Raw genomic sequence first — 18,025 nt, 5'->3', positions numbered from 1 at the left:
GCGGAAATCAATACCTTACTACAATATTATGGCACTACAAACAGCATTTCCAGATCCGTCCGTTGATTCTATTGAAGTTTATTCGCAGAAAGTCACGAAAAAGGGGGATAGCCTGTTAAACCTGGGCTAAGAGGATCGATGCGCTCGTGAACGTGCAGGGAAACCGTCGGGACCTCGAACGAGGTATGCTCGGCCTTCCCCGCCCAGACCAGTTGGGGGTCGCGGTGCGGGTCGTAGGCGTATGTTTTCTTGCCCGCGTCCTTGTCCGTGTCGGGCGTGACCAACCCCACGGGCGGGTTGTTCAACCGCTCGCGGCCCTTGTGGACGTAGTTCTCAATGTGCCTTTTTGTCTCTTTTGTTCTACGCGCCATTGTTCTTACCGCCCCCTCCGGTAAAGCCTTTTCCCCGCAAGACGTTTAACCATAACGGCCCCTCCCCGGCAATGCCGGTCATTGTAAGGGGTTATCGCTAGCGGCCCTGCTGTTCGTGTCAGGTCCAACCGCATTGAGATATCTGTTCCGACCGGTGTTTCTTGCTTTCCCTAACGCATTCCTCCCCGCTCGTCGGGTCGATGTAAGTTCCTTTCAAATCACTCCGTAGGCTTCTGCAGCGGTGCCTTCAGTCCCATTTGCTCTTCCTCCCGACTCTTCGACCAATATTCGACCCACCTTTCAATCTGCAAGCTGGTCGGTTGCCTGAAAATGGTCCAATCGTTCCTATTCCATACCTTATTGTATCGACCGCGCAGAGACCCCTCCAAGAGTTTCCAATCCGCCACCCCGCCAGCCCCTGAATCCAAGAATACCTTTGCGATGATTGCCGTCAGGCGCCAAACAACCTCCGGTTGTATGTATCTCCTTGTTCAGCAGAGAGGTAGTACTGCGCACGATACCCGGACCGTCGGTTGAAAAACCAATCGAACGTGTTCTGCGACAGAGTAACTCTCGCCTCGATCCAGAAAAAGCCGCGTTGCTGAGCCGCCTCTTTGCACTGAAGGCACACAGCCTTCTTCAGCTGCGCGGCTATCACCAGCTACAAGGCGATCAGGCCCGGGCGAGTCCTACGCCATCGAGTGAATCGAGTCGTACGATCATGGCCGTCCCGTGGGATGGTATTGATCATGGGCCTCCTCGTTTTTCACGATCGACGGTGTTCTTCAAACAGAAGGCGACCAGTTGCACGAGGACCCGCGCCAGGGCGGTATCGATGGCCGCGACGGCGCCCTCGGCGTCGTCGCTCCGGCTCGGAACGGAGGCATCGAAGCGCTGTGTTCCGATGACCCGCCCGCGGGCCACATCGACGAGCTGGGCGCGCAGGGTAAAACGGCCCCGGCTAGGCGCTGCCAGTAGCTCGTGCTCGATGCGCACGATCTCGGTATCGAGCCTGATCTCCGCGGTGAGCCCGGTGCCCGCGGACACGACCGCCTCGAAGGCGCCGCTGGCCTCGGTTGCGGCGATGATGAGCGGCTCGATGAGGCGCGCGGGCTCGTCGGCCCATTCGTTCGCGGCATAGTAGTCTAGCCTTGTCGGGGAACGCCGGTAGGCGATGGCGGGCCGGTCGTAGCCGGCCGCGGCCTTGGGGATAGCGATGAGCAGCACGGGGCCCGGCCCGCGCCGGGGCGCGGGGAACGGCGCCGAGAACAGGTAGGTGTGGATGGCGGCCGGAGGGCTCGGGAGGGCGGTGCAACCGGCGAGCCCGAAGAGCGCGAGCCACGTCCACCGACCCATGCGCAGGGTCCGGTCCCGCCTATTCCCCGGGTCCGGGGGGGCGCGTGCGGCCATAGATCAAAAGATTCGGTTGTCGATCGAGATCGCCCGCCAGGCGCTTCAAGGCCAGGGTGGCCTGGCGCATCTCCACGATGAGCGGCCCGCTCTGGGCCACGGTGCCGTCCGACACGCGCTTGAGGTCCGCGCGCAGCTCTGCGATCAGGCTGTCGAGGTTCACAACCGTCGTTTGGATGCTGGCGGTGGTGCCTTGGAAGGCGGCGAGGGTATCTCCGGCATGGTCCACGACGGCGGGCAGGCGTCGGGTGGCGTCGGCGGTGTCGCCGAGGACTGCGTTGACCCGGCGGAGGGCTTCGACGATCGCCTGGTCGTTCGCGGCCAAGGTCCCGCTGATGCGCTCCAGGTTACGGAGCACCTGAACCAGGGTACCGCGCGTGTCCGGTGCCGCGAGGAACCGTTGGACACTAGCCGCGACCTGCTCGAGCTGACGAACGGCCGCCTTGACCTCCATCGGCAGCGACGACACCTCGGCGAGCAGGGACGGACAGGTTCGGATCTCGGGGAAAGGTTCCTCTGCTTTTCCGATCTTCCGGCAGGCGCGTCCCGAGGTCCTCCCGACGGCCTTGAGGTCCACGAACACGAGCCCGGTGATCCCGAGTGTCGACAGCACCGCGGCGGTGTCGTCATTGAGGGGGGTACCTACCTCGATGTCGAGGAGCAGCCGCACCCGGCCTTCCTTGTCGAGGCCGATGCGCCGCACCGTCCCCACGTTGACGCCTCGATACTTGACCAACGCACGCGGGTTCAGGCCGGCCACGGATTCCCGCATATACGCCACATAGGTCTCGTAGGCGCGCTCATCGCCTCGACCGCTCAACCAGATCGAGGCGGCGATGATGCCCGAGCCCAGCACCAGCACGAACAGGCCGACGAGCGTGTAGTTTATGCGCGGGTCCATGCGGCCGTCGTGGCTGCCCGGCCCCGGGGACCGGTGAAATAGGCCTGGATCTCGGGGTGCGGGTGTCGGGGAAGCTCCGCGATCGGTGCGCAGGCCGCGACCCGTTTCGCGGCCAGGAAGGCCACGCGGTCGGTGACCCGCCACAGGGTGTCGAGGTCGTGGGTGACGAGCACGATGCTCAGATCGAGCGAGCACTTGAGCTGCACGATGAGCGCATCGAAGGCCTCCGCACTCACCGGGTCGAGACCCGCGGTCGGCTCGTCGAGGAACAAGATCTCCGGGTCCAGCGCCAGGGCCCGCGCCACGGCCGCGCGTTTCGACATGCCCCCGGACAGCTCGCGCGGGTACAGGGACGCCGCGCCCGGGGCCAGACCCGCGAGGGCGATCTTGAGCAGGGCCAGCTCGTCGATCAGGCGCGCCGGCAGATCGGTGTGTTCCTGGAGGGGCACGGCGACATTCTGCTTGACGGTCAGCGCGCTGAACAGTGCCCCGCGCTGAAACATCACGCCGATGCGCCGGCGCAACGGCGTGAGCGCGTCCTCGGCGGCGGACAGGACGTCGATCCCTAGGACCTCGACCTTGCCGGCGCTGGGGCGCATGAGGAGGTTCATCTCGCGCAGGAGGGTGGTCTTCCCCGAGCCGCTGCCGCCGCAGAGCCCCAGGATCTCGCCGCGGCGCACCGTGAGGTCGAGGCCATCGTGGATGCACATCGGGCCGTATTCGGTCCGGAGGCCCCTGACTTCGATGACGGTGGCGGAGGCCATCAGAGGTTGTGAAAAAACCTGCTGCGCACGGGATCTCGCGCTGCGTCCTCGGCGCGACCTCCCTTCGCTCGCGACGGTTTTTTCACAACCTCTCAGATCCCGATGAAGCTGAACAGGATCGAAAAAGCGGCGTCGGCGATGATCACGAGGAAGATGGACTGGACCACGCTGATTGTGGTCTTGCGCCCGACACTATCGGCGCTCCCCGACACGCGAAAACCCTGGAAACATCCGACGACGGCCACGATCATGGCGAACACCGGGGCCTTGGCGATGCCGATCACGAACGACCGGTACACGAGCGGCTGCGGCAAGCGATCCGCGAAGTCCTGGAAGCCGACATCGAGCATGGCGGCCGCCATCACCATCCCGCCGAGTACGCCGGCCGCATCGGCTACGAGTGTGAGCAGGGGTAAGACTATTACTAGACCGAAGAGCTTGGGCAGCACCAGGAGGTCGAGCGGCGGGATGCCGATGCTGGTCAAGGCGTCGATCTCCTCGGTGACCTTCATGGTGCCGATCTCCGCCGTGTAGGCCGAGCCGGTGCGGCCGGCCACGATGATGGCGGTCATCATGGGGCCGAATTCGCGCAACATCGTGAGGCTCACCAGCTCGGCGATGAAGATGTTGGCCCCATAATTCTGGAGCTGGAGACCACCCTGGTAGGCGATGACGATCCCGAGCAGGAAGGACAGGAGCGCGACGATGGGGATGGCGCCCACCCCGGCGCGCTCGAGCGTGCCGAGGAGCGCGCGCGTACGCAGGCGTGCCGGGTGCTTCACGTGCTCGAAGAGCGCGATCGCCACCTCGCCGATGAAGGCCGTCATGGCGTGCGCCTCGTCGAGGTGCGCCATCGTCATACGCCCGAGGCGGCCCAAGGCGCCGGGATTGGAGGGACTCGGCGGATCGGGCTCGGGGGCGCGGTCCCGGACGAGGTCCAGGAGCGCCCGGTGCCCGTCCTCGAGTCCGTCGATCCGCGCCTCGCTGCCGCGTGCTTCGAGCCCTCGGAGGAGCCCGCAGAGGATCCACGCACCGGCGGTGTCGAGGGCGGTGAGCCCGCCTGCCTCCACGTGCAGGGGATCGCCGTTGCGAGGGTCATTCGCGATCAGCGCGCCGATCTTATCGATAAGGCCGCCGAGGTGCTGCGTGGTCCACGCCCCGCGTAGATAGAGTGTTCCTGCCTGCGCCGTCACATCGGCACCGGCATCGGTTTCAACGATTGTTCGGCGGGGCAAGGCGAGCGGCCTCGTGCGCGAGCGTCGGGGCCCATGATAGCTCATCGGGTTCGATCCGGAGGCGGCGCCACGGGCGGGTTCGATCTGCGGGCACCATCTGAGCGAGCCCCTACTCGAGCATGAGTTCGATCACTCGCCAGGAACTCGCATGCCCGTTGGAGATGGTAGCGAAGGAGATAGCGTCTGAACGAGATGCCATGCTCTTCTTGAAGGTCCGGCTGAAATGGGAACTGCTCATCTGACAGGCCGTCGCCAACTTATCGAGGCGGAGGTCTTCGGCGAAGCCCTGTTCGAGACGGGTGAGCGCTGCGGCGGTTCGCGACACGGGGCCATCCGGTCCTCGATCGCCGCTGCCTTGCACCTCACGCGCGTTCGGTGACCAATCCCCCCACGGCGGAGAAATGCTCCGCCGGGAGCGGCGGCACCGAGGAGATACCCCTGGATCTCGTCGCATCCACAGTCCTCCAAGAACGCACGCTGTTCCGGCGTCTCCACCTCCTCGGCCACGACCCTGAGCCTCAACTGATGCGCCATCGCCACGATCGCCTGGACGATGGCGACATCGCCGGGATTCGTCCGGGACGTCGCGCACGAAGGTCTGGTCGATCTTGATGCGGTCGAACGGGAAGCGCTTGAGATAGCTCAAGCTCGAATAGCCGGTGCCAAAATCATCCATGGTGAGCTGGATCCCAAGCGCATCGATCTCCTCGAGGACTTGCCCGGCGCGCAAGGTATCGTGCATGACGCTCGATTCGGTGATCTCGAGGTCGAGATCGCCGGGGTCGATCCCGCTCTTCGTGAGCACCTCGCGGATCCCGGCGACCAAGGCGTCGTGGGCGCAACTGGCGCGCGGAGAGGTTGACGGCTATCCGGGCGCACGCGAGGCCCTGCCGGCGCCAGGCCGCGGCCTGTTGGCACGCGCTCGAGAGGACCCATCGTCCGATGGGTACGATGAGCCCGGACTCCTCGGCGACGGCGATGAACTCCGCGGAGGGGATGAGCCCGCGCTCCGGGTGCCGCCAGCGCAGCAGCGTCTCGACACCGGTGATCGCCAGGGTCCGGAGATCGAACAACGGTTGATAGTGCAGCGTCAGCTCGCCACGCTCCAGACCACCCGAAGGCCGTTCTCGATCGCGAGACGCTAGCTCGCCTGCCGGTTGATTTCGGCATCGAAGAACCGGTAGGTGGTGCGGCCGCGCTCCTTGGCCTGATACAGGGCGGCGTCGGCGTGCCGGAGGAGCGCGTCGCGGTCTCGGCCGTCGCTCGGGTAGACGCTGATGCCGATGCTGGCCGTCACATGCACCCGGTGCTCGCCGAGATCGAACGGTACGGCGAGCGCCGAGATGATTTTTTCAGCCACCTGGGCCGGGTCGTGGGCCGCCTGGACATCCGGCAACACCACCACGAACTCGTCGCCGCCGAGCCGCGCCACCGTGTCTTCGGCGCGCAGGAGCCCGCGCATGCGGGTGCTGCCCGCCTCCAGCAGGCGGTCGCCGACGTGATGTCCCAGGGAATCGTTGATGAGCTTGAAGCGGTCGAGGTCGAGGTAGAGCACCGCCAGCGTGCGCTCGTGACGCTCCACCTCCGCCAGGGCCTGGTCCAGGCGATCCAGGAGCAGCGCACGGTTGGGGAGGCCGGTCAAGGTGTCGTGATAGGCGAGTTGCTGGATGCGCGCCTCGGATGCCTTGCGCTCGTTGATGTCGGAGAGCGTGCCGGTGGTCCCGAGGACTTGGCCTTGCTCGTCGCGGGTGAGCCGCACGAAACCCTCGACCCAAGAGAGCTCACCGCCCTGTGCCCGCAACTGGGCCTCGAAGTGCGCTTCTCCGGGCCCGGAGAGCAGCGCCTCGTGCATCTCGATGTATTCCGTGCGGTACGGCGAGTGGAAATAACCCGAAGCCCGGGTGCCGAGGCTCGCATCGACCGCGAAACCCGTCAATCTCTCCCAGGCCGGGTTCAGGAACGTGTAGCGCCCGTCCACATCGGTGTGGAAGACCACCTCCCGGAGGTTTTCGACGAGCGATCGGTAATGTTGCTCCGACCATCGCAGACGCGCCTCGCTGTCGCGCAGGGCCTCGGCGGTCCGTTCCCGTTCGTTGTGCTCGACGGCCAGCGCCGCGAAGTTGGCGATGGCGATGCCGAACAAACGGTCTCCGGGCCGCCACGGTCGGGGCGGGCCGATCTGCTCGTGGCACAGGACCCCTTCGAGCCCGCCGAACAGGATGAGGGGGATGTCCAGCATGGCGGTGATCCCGAGCGGGGTCAGATAGGTCTCCGAGAACTCGCGGGTTCTCGGGTCCTTGTGGGCGTCATCCGCGACGATGGCCTCGCTCTGCGCGAGTGCCCGGAAATAGCCGGGATAGCGGATCGCATCGAGCACCGAACCGGCGGAGTGCCGGTCGGGCTCGAGCTCGTAGAGGTCGAGGCAATAAATCGCAGAGCGCTCTTCGGTATAGCGCCACAGGCTCACCCGCTCGATGGAGAGGACGCGGGCGGCGGTCTCGGTCAGGAGCCGCAAGGCCGCGGCCAAGTCCTGGCCGCGAAAGACAGGACTCCGCGTGAGCGCAGCCAGCGCCTCGTGCTGCGCCAGCAAGCCATCGTGCGGTGGCGGGGTCTCGGGTCCTTGGGCCGCTGTCTCTGGGCAGTGCATCGGGGTCGCGCCACCCTGTCGAAACGCATGGATGACGGGCGCTGGAGCCGCGAGAGTCGATTGGTGGGCGATGTAGGGATCGAACCTACGACCTCTCCCGTGTGAAGGGAGCGCTCTCCCGCTGAGCTAATCGCCCGGTGGCCGAGATTGTAGGGACGGGTAGCGCGGCGGTCAATGAAGCCCTTGAGCGCCTGGTAGAATGACGGCGACCCATCCGGACAACGACAGAGACTTGAGTACGATCAGGACCCGCTTCGCGCCGAGCCCTACCGGCTACCTGCACATCGGGGGAGTCCGCACGGCGCTGTTCTCCTGGCTCTACGCCCGCAGGCACCAGGGCGCGTTTGTGCTGCGAGTCGAAGACTCCGATCGCGAGCGCTCCACCGGGGAAGCGGTGCGCGCCATCCTCGACGGCCTGGAATGGCTCGGCCTCGATCATGACGAGGGGCCCATCTTTCAGACCGAGCGCTTCGCGCGTTATCGCGAGGTGATCGACTCCCTTTTGGCTCGCGGTCTGGCCTATCGCTGCTATTGCTCCCGGAAGCGCCTGGAGGCGCTGCGGGCCCGGCAAATGGCACGCAAGGAGAAACCGCGCTATGACGGCCGTTGCCGCGGCGCTGCCGAAGGCCGCCCGACCGATGCGGGCACCCCGCCAGTGGTCCGCTTCAAGAACCCGCTCGATGGCGAGGTCGTGGTCGAGGACCTGATCCGGGGGCGGGTCGCCTTCCGGAATCGAGAGCTCGACGATCTCATTCTCTTGCGCTCCGACGGGACGCCCACCTATAACCTGTCGGTGGTGGTCGACGACCTCGATATGGGCGTCACCCACGTCATCCGCGGCGACGACCATCTGAACAACACCCCGCGGCAGGTCAATGTCTTTCGCGCGCTCGAGGCGCCCGTCCCCGTATTTGCCCACGTGCCCATGATCCTGGGGCCGGACGGCAAGCCGCTGTCCAAGCGGCACGGCGCGGTGAGCGTCCTGCAGTACCGCGATGACGGTTACCTGCCCCAAGCCCTCCTGAATTACCTCGCGAGGCTCGGCTGGTCGTACGGTGACCAAGAGGTCTTTTCGATGCAGGAGCTGATCGAGAAATTCGACATCGCCGATGTCAACAAGGCGGCCGCAACCTTCGATCCGGCCAAGCTCCTGTGGCTCAATCAGCATTATATGAAGCAGGGCGACATCAATGATCTGGTCCGCCGCCTGCGCTTTTTTCAGGAGCGCGCGGGTATCGAACCGAAAGCCCCGCCGGAGCTCGCCGAGGTGATCGAGCCGTTGCGGGAGCGCTCCAAGACCCTGGTGGAGATGGCGGCGCAAACGCGGCTCTTTTATCAGGATCTGGGCGATTATGACCCGGCAGCGGCCGAGCGATACCTTACCGTCGAGATGCACGGGCCGCTGGCCGCACTGCGGGAGGGCTTGACCGGCCTGCCGCGATGGGACGCCGGATCCATTCACGCTGCCATCGGCAACGTGGCGGCCGGTCACGCCCTAAAGTTCGGGCAATTGGCTCAGCTGCTGCGCGTGGCGGTCTGCGGTACGACGGCGTCGCCCCCCATCGATCACACCGTCGCGCTCCTCGGTCGCGCGAAGTGCCTCACGCGTATCGACCAGGCGCTCTGCTATATCGGCCCCGGTCATGGATCGCCTCCGGAGAGCCCCTCGGTCTCCGGGTGCGGGTGAGGGAATCAAAAAGCGCGATATGCGATCGTTAACGTATTTGAAATTTCAGGTACCTAGATAAACTCGCGCTCCCTCCGGGAGGCCACCGAGCAACTCCCTCCCCTGTCCGTGTTGTCGGGGTGGGAGTTAGACCCTACACGCGCTGACCAAATCCTTTCCTGGCGGCGACGCCTTTACCCCCAACCTGACCCTCCCCCGCTCCGCAGGGGAGGGGACCGGACTGGTCTATAAGACATTGGCTGCGTGAGAGCTAGAAGTTCGGGAACAGCGTGTCCACGGACAGTCCCTCGCGCTCCAGGATCTGGCGCAGACGCCGCAGGGCTTCGATCTGGATCTGGCGCACGCGTTCGCGGGTCACGCCGATCTCGTTGCCAACCGCCTCGAGCGTCGCGATCTCGAAGCCGTGCAGGCCGAAACGCCGTTCGACCACCGCGCGCTGCTTTTCGTTCAGCTCCGTGAGCCACAGGTCGACGTGGTGGCGCATGTCGCTGTCTTGCAAGATCAGCGACGGGTCGAGGTTGTTCTCGTCGGGGATGGTATCGAGCACCGACCGGCCCGACTCGCGCTCGGCGGGGCTGTCGATCGAGGTCACACGCTCGTTCAGACCCGCCATGTGCTCGACCTCGGCGAGGGAACGATCGAGCAGATGAGCCACTTCCTCGGGTTTCGGCTCATGGTCCAGGGTCTGGGTCAGACGCCGCATGGCGCGCGTGTAGAGATTGATCTCCTTGACCACATGGATGGGCAGGCGGATGGTGCGGGTCTGGTTCATCAGGGCGCGCTCGATGGTCTGGCGGATCCACCAGGTGGCGTAGGTCGAAAAGCGAAATCCCCGCTCGGGATCGAACTTCGCGACCGCCCGGATGAGCCCCAGGTTGCCCTCTTCGATGAGGTCCAGGAGTGCCAGGCCGCGGTTCAGGTAGCGCCTCGCGATCTTCACCACGAGGCGCAGGTTGCTCTCGATCATGCGCTTACGGCTGTGCGCATCCCCGCGGCGCGCGGCGCGCGCCAGACGTACCTCCTCGCTGGCCGAGAGCAGGGGAGAGAACCCGATCTCGCTCAAGTAAAGGCGCGTGGCGTTGAGCTCGGTATCGGGGAACTCCTCGCTCGACTTCCCGTTCGCGCCGGCCGGGTCATCACCGAGGGCTCCGCCGAGGCTTCCCTCGCCGAGCGCCTCATAGCCCGACAGCTCGTCATCGCCGGCATCACTCGATCCGTCGTCGATCTCTGTCCTGGCGTTCATGGCGCTCCGGTGTTATCGACTGAAAGGATTATTGACTCAAAGCGGATGGTAGAGTATCCCCAGGTCCAAAATACATAAATGGGTCGCGCGTGTTTTCGGCAAGGAGCTCGACTGGCGCTCGGGAGCATTCCACGCCCATATAATTAAATTAAGAAACCGATCCATCCCGTCTAGATCTGTCGTTCCCCCTAGATCTGTCGTTCAGGAAGATAGTCCCGCGGTGGCACGGGTTTGCCGTTACGCCGGATTTCGAAGTAGAGCTTGACCTGATTGGTCCCGGTGCTCCCCATCTCCGCGATCGGTTGTCCGCCGGAGACGCTGATCCCCTCTCGCACCAGCAGTCGGCGATTATGCGCGTACGCACTGAAATAAGTATCGTCGTGCTTGATGATGATAAGCCTTCCGTAGCCCACAAGTCCATCGCCGCTGTAAACGACCTGACCCGCGGCGGCGGCGCGGATCGCCTGTCCGATCTCACCGACGATCTCGACGCCTTGTTTGCCGGATCCCATGCCGATCGCCTGCAGCCTGCCCTGCGCCGGCCACTGCCAGCGGATGAGATCCGAGCTCGCCGCCGCGCGCCCGGTTGCCGATCGAGGCGCCACCGCGACAGCGGGCTTTTCGGCCACGGAAGGCTCACGATGCGCGCGGACGGCCGGCCTTTTTTGCGGCGCCGCCGCCGCGGGTCGCGGTTTGGCGACCGCACCCAACACCACGCGCTGGCCCGGATAGATCCGATACGGCGCGCGGATGCCGTTGCTCCGTGCCAGCGCGCGATAATCCAGGCCGTAGCGAAAGGCGATGCCGTACAGCGTGTCCCCACGCACGATCGTGTGATAGCGACCCGCGGGCCGGCCCTCGGCCCCTTCCTCTTGGCCCAGGGGTGGCTCCGTGATCACGCATGCACCGAGCAGGGACGCCCCGATCAGAACCAGCAAGGGCCACCAGAGACTGAACACTGTCGGCGATCGACACCGGTCTGGGATCACTGCCCGTACGGGATCAACGCCCGTCCGGGATGCGCGTCCGCTGCGATCAACGCCCGCCTGAGATCAACGCGCACCGGGGATCATCGACTAGTCATACCGGTCCGCATCGGGACGAAGCGTACCGGCTCGAGGCGCGCATGCTCGAAGCCACCGGCATGACGGGTGACTAGCACGAGCTCCTGGTGATCGGCCTCGCCGACCGGGATGACCATACGCCCGCCGAGCTCCAGTTGCTCGCACACTGCGATCGGCACGGCCACCACGGCCGCGGCCATCAGGACGGCATCGTAGGGGGCGTGCTCCGGCCAGCCGAGACGCCCGTCCCCGTGTCTGACGCGTACATTGTGATATCCGAGTGCCGCCATGCGTTCGCGGAGCTTCTTGACCAGGCTGGCCATGCGTTCGACGGCGTAAACGGTGTGGGCGAAGTGGGCCAGGACGGCCGACTGATAACCCGACCCAGCCCCGATCTCCAGCACGCGCGCGACGGGACCCGAGGTCAAGAGCGCCTCCGTCATCCGGGCCACGATATAGGGTTGCGACACGGTCTGGCCGTGGCCGATTGGCAGGGCGGTGTTCTCGTAGGCACGGCTCGCCAAAGCCTCATCGACGAACAGGTGGCGCGGGACCATCCGCATGACGTGCAGCACTTCGACAGAGCTTATCCCCATCTCGCGCAACTGGCCAGCCAACCGGTCGCGCGCGCGTTGCGAGGTCAAACCGATGCCGCGCTCGTCGGTCTTCATTCACTTGCACTGACGTTAGGCACACTGGCACTGAGGTTCGGCACACTGGCACTGAGGTTCGGCACACCAGGGTCCGCCATGGTGAAATCTGCAAGCCAGCGGGCCACCGCGTCGAGCGCCCGGTAGTGGGTCATGTCCACCTGAAGCGGGGTGACGGAGACATGGCCGGTCCTGACGGCATGAAAATCGGTGCCCGGCCCGGCGTCCTCCTCGGGCCCCGCCGGACCGACCCAGTAGATGGGCCGGCCGCGCGGATCGGAGGCCGGTATCATGGGCTCGGACTTGTGGCGCCTCCCGAGCCGCGTGGCCTCGAACCCGGCGAGGTCCGCATACGGCAGATCGGGGACATTGACGTTCAGGATGGTGTCGGCCGGCACCCGGCGGGCCGCGATGCCCTCCACGAGCCGCAGGGCTACCCGGGCCGCGGTCTCATAATGCGCCGTCTTGGGGCCCACCAGCGAAATGGCCACGGCCGGCAAGCCCAGGAAGCGTCCCTCGACGGCCGCCGCCACGGTCCCCGAGTACAACACATCGTCCCCGAGGTTGGCGCCGGGATTGATGCCGCCGATCACCATGTCGGGCATGCGATCGAGCAGCCCGGTGACGGCGAGGTGGACGCAATCGGTGGGTGTGCCGTCCACGTAGATGAAACCGTTGTCGGCGCGCGCGGCCCGGATCGGCTTCTCGAGCGTGAGGGAGTTGCTGGCCCCGCTGCGGTCCCGATCGGGGGCCACCACCACCACCTCCCCGATGCCGCAGAGGACCTTGGCCAGGCACACGATGCCGGGCGCCTGGTAGCCGTCGTCATTGCTCAACAGAAACCGCACAGGCATCTCCACCGGCCCGCGGCCGCCGCCCGCGCTCGGTCCCTAAACGGTTATCGCTGCTCGGGGTGGGTTTCAAACGCGCCCCTCGAGGAGTCACCGCAACAGGAACTCCAGCAAGGCCTTCTGCGCGTGCAGTCGGTTCCCGGCCTCGTCCCACACCACGCTACTCGGCCCGTCCATGACCCCGGGGCTGACCTCCTCGCCGCGATGCGCGGGCAGGCAATGCATGAACAGGGCCCCGGGATCGCAGAGCCCCATCAGGGTTTCATTGACCTGATAAGGGAAAAAAACCGCCCGCCGCGCCTCGGCCTCTTGCTCTTGTCCCATGCTGGCCCACACGTCGGTCACCACCAGGTGCGCCCCGCGCACCGCCTCCTCCGGCCGCTCGAAGCACCTGAGCGCCGCACCGCCGCCCTCCACGACCTCGGGGGGCGGAAGGTAGCCCGGCGGACAGCACAGGTGCAAGGTGAAGCCATAGAGACCGGCGGCCTCGATATAGCTACAGCATACGTTGTTGCCGTCCCCGAGCCAGGCCACGCGCCTGCCGGCGATGGGGCCGCGGTGCTCCACATAGGTCTGCATGTCGGCCAGGAGCTGACAGGGATGGTGGCGATCGGTCAGGCCGTTGATGACCGGCACGCTCGCATGCGCCGCGAAGCGTACCAGCCGATCGTGCCCATGAGTACGCACCATGATCGCATCGACCATGCGCGACAGGACGCGGGCCATGTCCTCGACGGGCTCGCCGCGGCTCAGCTGGGTGTCCTGCACGGACAAAAAGATCGCCGTGCCGCCGAGTTGGGCCATCGCGGTCTCGAAGGACACGCGCGTGCGCGTCGAGGACTTTTCGAAGACCATGGCCAGCACCCGACCCGAGAGCGGTCTCGGGCCCGAGATCTTGCGCGACTTCTGGCCGATGCCGCGCCGGAGTAGGCCGTCCAGCTCCGCAGGGGAGAGATCGCCTAAGGTCAAGAAATGCCTTGCCAAGTGCCCCTCCCGGGCCGAACGGACGCTAGCTACCGTCCCCGCCGAGGAACGCGCGGATGACGTTGCCGAGGCGCTCCACGAGGTCCGCGGCCTCGGCGTCGCTCAGGATGAGCGGCGGCAGGAGCCGCACCACGCGCTCGGCGGTCACATTGATGAGAAGCCCGAGACCGAGCGCCCGCTCCACCAACTCCCCACAAGGCCGATCGAGCATGACGCCGATGATAAGCCCGCGCCCGCGTATCTCGACCACGCCCGGTACGCCGCCGAGCGCGCGGCGCAGTCGCTCCAAGAGCGCTTCGCCGAGCTCTGCCGCACGCTCGGCAAGCCGCCCTTGCTCCAGAATGTCGAGGACCGTCAGGGCCGCCCGGCACGCGAGCGGGTTGCCGCCGAAGGTCGAGGCGTGCTTGCCGGGCCGGATCAGGCCGGCCGCGGCGCCGCGTGCGAGACAGGCGCCGATCGGTACGCCATTGCCCAGGGACTTGGCGAGCGTCATGACATCCGGCGTGACGCCCTCGTGCTGGAAGGCGAACCAGCGGCCGGTCCGGCACATCCCGGTCTGGACCTCGTCGAGCATCAAGAGCCACCCGTGCCCGTCACAGACCTCGCGCAGGCCCACCAGATAACCGGGCGGCGGCATCACCACCCCGCCCTCTCCCTGGATCGGCTCGCACAGCACCGCGACGATCTCGCGCCGATTGAGGCCCACCGCGCGCACGGCCTCGAGGTCGCCGTAGGGCACGCGCACGAAGCCCTGCACCAGGGGCTCGAAGCCGGCCTGCACCTTACGGGCTCCGGTGGCCGTCAAGGTCGCGAGCGTGCGGCCGTGGAAGGCCCCTTCCATGACCACGATCGCCGGCGCCTCCAGCCCCCGCTCATGGCCCAGGAGCCGGGCGATCTTGATGGCCGTCTCGTTGGCCTCGGCCCCGGAATTACAGAAGAACGCCTGGTCCATCCCCGACAGCGCCACGAGGCGCTCGGCCAGACGTTCCTGCGCGGGGATGCGATAGAGATTGGAGGTATGGACGAGGATGGCCGCCTGCTCGGCCACGGCCTGCGCCACCGCCGGGTGGGCATGCCCGAGCGCACACACGGCGATCCCGCCCACGGCATCAAGATAGCGCCGCCCCTCGGTGTCCCACAGCCAAACGCCCTCGCCGCGCACGAAGGCCACCGGCAGGCGCTGATAGCTCGACATGAGAGCGCTACTCACGCGCAGGTCCTCCGACCGATAAAACGGCAAGCCCGGCCGGGGCCGGGCTTGCCTCGCAGATCCCAGACGCCGGCCTAGGGATCAGCCATCCACACGCTCCCATCGTCGTCGATCAAAACGGTAGGCCGTGGCTGGCCGCCCCCATGAACAGCAACATCGGGATCGATAGCAGGGTGTTGGTGCGCGAGGCGAGAAACGCCACGCGCCGGGCCCGGGCCTTCTCCTGATCGGTGGCCGAGACCAGGCCCAGGACCTTCTTCTGATTGGGCCAGATGAGGAACCAGACATTGAAGATCATGATGGTGCCGAGCCAGGCCCCCATCCCGATGGTAGCCAAATATTGGGCCGAACCGGGGTCCTCCGCACGCATCCCGAGCATGAAAGCACCCGGGAAGTTGGCGCCGAGATAGGCGGCACCCGAAACCCAGGTCGCGACCGCCGCCCAGCGGAACCAAAGCAGCGCGCGCGGAGCGATGTATTTGCTGATGGCGGCGGGGCCGGGTCCGCCCTTGTCGGCGGCCGCGGCCGCGAGCGCCGGGACCTGGACGAAATTGAAGTAATACAGGAGCCCGATCCACGTCACGCCCGCGAGATAGTGGATCCAGCGGTCGATGGATAGCCATTCCATATCTTGTCCTCCCCCCTCTTATATCTAGATTATGGGACACCCGCGCTCAGGCGCCGGCGATGAGCTTGATGATGATGGTCAGGATCACGGCCAGGACCACGCCCGAGGCGATGGTCCCCACGATGGTATCGAGCGGGTTCATTTTTGCTCCCTCTTGGCTGCAGGAGTCTCGTCGAGAGCCGCGATTGTGGGACATCACCGGGCGCCATTGCAAGCCATTCCCATTACAAACCATTCCGTCAGGGCGATCCGAAGGGGGAACGGGGAAGGGGGCGGCATCGGCTCGCTCGGATCAGCCGCGACCCCGGCAGCAGCGCCGGCAACTGCTCGGAACACCGGCCGGCTGAACCCCTAGCCCCGGATCGCATCGCAGCCGCGGGTCTTGAGGAGCTCGAGCCGGGCCTCAGTCTCCACGGCCTCGGCGACCACACGGAGCCTGAGCTAACGGCCGAGCGCCAGGAGGGTCGACGATTGGCGACATCGTCCCGATCGCCGAGGAGATCGCGCACGAAAACCTGGTCGACCTCGAGGCGATCGAGCAACCGGCCCTCTTCGAGCGCCTGGCGCAGGGCGTTCTCAAGGGCCACCCGTTCGGGACGCCGGGCCGGTCATCTCCGCGAGGTGCAGCAGGAAGCGCCACGGGCTGGTGGGTGGAGCAATCGCCGGCATGGCGTGGTGCACCGGCTAGGGTACTTGCATCACGTTTTATGATGCAAGTACCCTAGCCCTTGACCGCGGGGGCGTGTAAGAGGCCCATGAGATGGTACAGGGGCCAGAACTCCGCGCTGACCGCGGTGGGTCCACGGGATCGTGCATGCTCTCGAAGGCGACGCGTTTGATCGGTCGAACGCTACCATGATGTCCTCCGGCTGGTTAGTCCTTCTGGCGGAGTGCTTTTTTACCCCAATGGTGGCCCTGAGGCAATGCGTCCTGTTCTTGATGGTAATCGCCGTCTGTGGTGCTTGCGCCACGCGGGTCGAAGAAGCGAGCGATTCGCTTCCCCATCGTGGACCGAGTGCATCGGTTCTCCTGCTTGTCGATCGCTGGCATGCCGGTGTCGCGATCAGAGCATCCGATATTCCGGGCGACCTTATGCCCGAACGTCGAGATTTTCCGGAGGCCGAGTATCTGGAGTTTGGCTGGGGTGATTGGGACTTTTATCAGGCTTCAAGCTTCAGCTCGGGATATGCGCTTAAGGCCCTATTGCTCTCAACCAGGACCGTATTGCATGTAGTCGGTTTCAGCGGACCCGTCACTCGTTATGCTCCCTATCGCGAGATCATCGCACTCAATCCGCCCTCGCACGGTTTCCAGCACTTAGTAGGTTATATCGATGAGAGTTTTGCGAGAGAGGGAAGAGACGCCGCCGTGCCCCTCAGGCGAGGGCTTTATGGCGATAGCCGGTTTTACCCGGCGCGCGGAACCTTTCATCTCTTCAACACCTGCAATACCTGGGCGGCACGTGCCTTACAGGCGGCCGGTTATCCAATATCGTCTGTCATCACGGTGGGCGCACTCGTATCGGAGGCGCGCCGGTTTGGCGATGCGCTTGACTCCGGGCCGGCGAGCCGTTAAGCGGTCCAGGAGGCCGGGGGTGGCCGTGCGTACCTCGCTCATGGGGTGGACGAGGGTCTGCAGCAGCGGCTGTTGCACGTGATCGACGATGAAAACCTGGTGTGAAACTCGGTTGCACATGGCGCTCATGCATTCATTTCTTCGTCGCGCTGAAGCCATCCCCAGCTCTTCACTACGCCTGCAAGGTACGCACAACCAGTTGCTAACGACACAAGCGAGTAGAAGAGCACCCGAAATGGGAGAGAATCGGGGTCTTGGACGATCTGGAGGCCCTGCGGTATTGCGGAGAGGCCGCGGAATGCGTACATACCGCCGATGGCGAATAACCCGACCGTCAGAAGGGGTAACCGACGGATGACACCTGCTCCGGAGACTCCGTAGAGGCCGAAGAGAGCGTGGAGGGCCCCCAGAGAAAGTGTCTGAATAACTGGGGAAAACGATCCGGAGACCGCGAGCCTGGCGAGCCGCCCTCCTCCAAAGAACGTATATGCCGAGGGACCGATGATCACTATCACGACATGGAGAACGGCAACGAAGAAAGAGGCGGACGCGGCGATGAGGAGCAACAAGCGGCCTTGGGCTTTCATATCAGCGGTACCAGAATACAGCTTGCGCAGGAAACGCTTGATTGCTTCCGTTGCGTGTACCCGCCCCGCATTCCCCGCGATGCATCGAGCATAGCTGCAGTACATAGGTTATGTAGTTAAGGATTCGCGAAAATCGGCTCCAGACCGAATTGCAGCCGCCCACGTTGTCGATCCCGTTTAGGGTGTGCGCGTCGTGCGTTCCCGGCGAGGTAGTCGAT

General features: G+C 65.3%; 17 protein-coding genes, 1 tRNA gene and 1 pseudogene. 3 read left to right on the top strand and 16 right to left on the bottom strand.

Annotated features, from left to right (window positions below):
• Positions 1–131: 131 nt before the first annotated feature.
• The 6 genes and pseudogenes from M3461_11330 to M3461_11305 form a co-directional block, all read right to left on the bottom strand.
• Positions 132–371: pseudogene (locus tag M3461_11330) on the bottom strand (hypothetical protein).
• Positions 372–1,118: 747 nt separating this feature from the next.
• Complete coding sequence (locus tag M3461_11325) at positions 1,119–1,727, bottom strand: ABC-type transport auxiliary lipoprotein family protein (protein MDQ3774901.1); 609 nt, start codon at positions 1,725–1,727, stop codon at positions 1,119–1,121.
• A 19-nt stretch (positions 1,728–1,746) separates the two neighbouring features.
• The gene (locus M3461_11320; protein MDQ3774900.1) at positions 1,747–2,682 is read right to left on the bottom strand and encodes an MlaD family protein; all 936 of its coding nucleotides are present in this window, start codon (positions 2,680–2,682) and stop codon (positions 1,747–1,749) included.
• A complete protein-coding gene (locus M3461_11315; GenBank protein ID MDQ3774899.1) occupies positions 2,667–3,446 on the bottom strand; it encodes an ATP-binding cassette domain-containing protein in 780 nt (259 codons plus the stop codon). The genes M3461_11320 and M3461_11315 overlap by 16 nt, the downstream gene beginning before the upstream one ends.
• 92 nt (positions 3,447–3,538) lie before the next feature.
• Complete coding sequence (locus M3461_11310; protein MDQ3774898.1) at positions 3,539–4,681, bottom strand: MlaE family lipid ABC transporter permease subunit; 1,143 nt, start codon at positions 4,679–4,681, stop codon at positions 3,539–3,541.
• 109 nt (positions 4,682–4,790) lie between these two features.
• Positions 4,791–5,486: an EAL domain-containing protein gene (locus M3461_11305; GenBank protein ID MDQ3774897.1), complete on the bottom strand. Its 696-nt coding sequence runs from the start codon at positions 5,484–5,486 to the stop codon at positions 4,791–4,793.
• Here M3461_11305 and M3461_11300 point away from each other — a divergent pair.
• A complete protein-coding gene (locus M3461_11300; protein ID MDQ3774896.1) occupies positions 5,479–5,826 on the top strand; it encodes a hypothetical protein in 348 nt (115 codons plus the stop codon). The genes M3461_11305 and M3461_11300 overlap by 8 nt on opposite strands.
• On the opposite strand, the gene M3461_11295 is transcribed toward M3461_11300, so the two are convergent.
• Together M3461_11295 and M3461_11290 are read right to left on the bottom strand one after the other, a co-directional pair.
• Positions 5,823–7,328, bottom strand: coding sequence for a diguanylate cyclase (locus M3461_11295; GenBank protein MDQ3774895.1), 1,506 nt, complete (start codon positions 7,326–7,328; stop codon positions 5,823–5,825). The two genes, M3461_11300 and M3461_11295, sit on opposite strands and share 4 nt — an antisense overlap.
• A gap of 61 nt (positions 7,329–7,389) precedes the next feature.
• Positions 7,390–7,464: transfer RNA gene (locus tag M3461_11290), tRNA-Val, on the bottom strand.
• Positions 7,465–7,560: 96 nt separating this feature from the next.
• Between M3461_11290 and gltX the strand changes: the two genes are divergently transcribed.
• A complete protein-coding gene (gltX, locus tag M3461_11285) occupies positions 7,561–9,015 on the top strand; it encodes a glutamate--tRNA ligase (protein MDQ3774894.1) in 1,455 nt (484 codons plus the stop codon).
• 250 nt (positions 9,016–9,265) lie between these two features.
• On the opposite strand, the gene rpoS is transcribed toward gltX, so the two are convergent.
• The 7 genes from rpoS to M3461_11250 form a co-directional block, all read right to left on the bottom strand.
• A complete protein-coding gene (gene rpoS, locus M3461_11280; protein MDQ3774893.1) occupies positions 9,266–10,258 on the bottom strand; it encodes an RNA polymerase sigma factor RpoS in 993 nt (330 codons plus the stop codon).
• Positions 10,259–10,446: 188 nt separating this feature from the next.
• Positions 10,447–11,217: a peptidoglycan DD-metalloendopeptidase family protein gene (locus M3461_11275; GenBank protein ID MDQ3774892.1), complete on the bottom strand. Its 771-nt coding sequence runs from the start codon at positions 11,215–11,217 to the stop codon at positions 10,447–10,449.
• Between the two features lie 110 nt (positions 11,218–11,327).
• Positions 11,328–11,993 carry a protein-L-isoaspartate(D-aspartate) O-methyltransferase gene (locus M3461_11270; protein ID MDQ3774891.1) on the bottom strand — a complete coding sequence of 222 codons (666 nt, stop codon included), beginning with the start codon at positions 11,991–11,993 and terminating at the stop codon, positions 11,328–11,330.
• A complete protein-coding gene (gene surE, locus M3461_11265) occupies positions 11,990–12,820 on the bottom strand; it encodes a 5'/3'-nucleotidase SurE (protein MDQ3774890.1) in 831 nt (276 codons plus the stop codon). The genes M3461_11270 and surE overlap by 4 nt, the downstream gene beginning before the upstream one ends.
• A gap of 93 nt (positions 12,821–12,913) precedes the next feature.
• Positions 12,914–13,807, bottom strand: a complete 894-nt coding sequence (gene argF / locus M3461_11260) for an ornithine carbamoyltransferase (protein MDQ3774889.1) — start codon at positions 13,805–13,807, stop codon at positions 12,914–12,916.
• A gap of 25 nt (positions 13,808–13,832) precedes the next feature.
• On the bottom strand, positions 13,833–15,017 hold the full coding sequence (locus M3461_11255; GenBank protein ID MDQ3774888.1) for an aspartate aminotransferase family protein: 1,185 nt from the start codon (positions 15,015–15,017) through the stop codon (positions 13,833–13,835).
• 112 nt (positions 15,018–15,129) lie between these two features.
• Positions 15,130–15,645, bottom strand: a complete 516-nt coding sequence (locus M3461_11250; protein ID MDQ3774887.1) for a urate hydroxylase PuuD — start codon at positions 15,643–15,645, stop codon at positions 15,130–15,132.
• A gap of 855 nt (positions 15,646–16,500) precedes the next feature.
• Here M3461_11250 and M3461_11245 point away from each other — a divergent pair.
• Positions 16,501–17,220 carry a DUF2459 domain-containing protein gene (locus M3461_11245; GenBank protein ID MDQ3774886.1) on the top strand — a complete coding sequence of 240 codons (720 nt, stop codon included), beginning with the start codon at positions 16,501–16,503 and terminating at the stop codon, positions 17,218–17,220.
• A 125-nt stretch (positions 17,221–17,345) separates the two neighbouring features.
• Here M3461_11245 and M3461_11240 read toward each other — a convergent pair whose 3' ends face one another.
• Positions 17,346–17,786 carry a hypothetical protein gene (locus M3461_11240; GenBank protein ID MDQ3774885.1) on the bottom strand — a complete coding sequence of 147 codons (441 nt, stop codon included), beginning with the start codon at positions 17,784–17,786 and terminating at the stop codon, positions 17,346–17,348.
• Positions 17,787–18,025 lie beyond the last annotated feature (239 nt).

The sequence above is a fragment of the Pseudomonadota bacterium genome (assembly GCA_030860485.1).
Lineage (GTDB): Bacteria > Pseudomonadota > Gammaproteobacteria > JACCXJ01 > JACCXJ01 > JACCXJ01.
The sequence above is the reverse complement of the archived record's forward strand: the minus strand, read 5'-3'. Positions and strand labels throughout refer to the sequence as shown.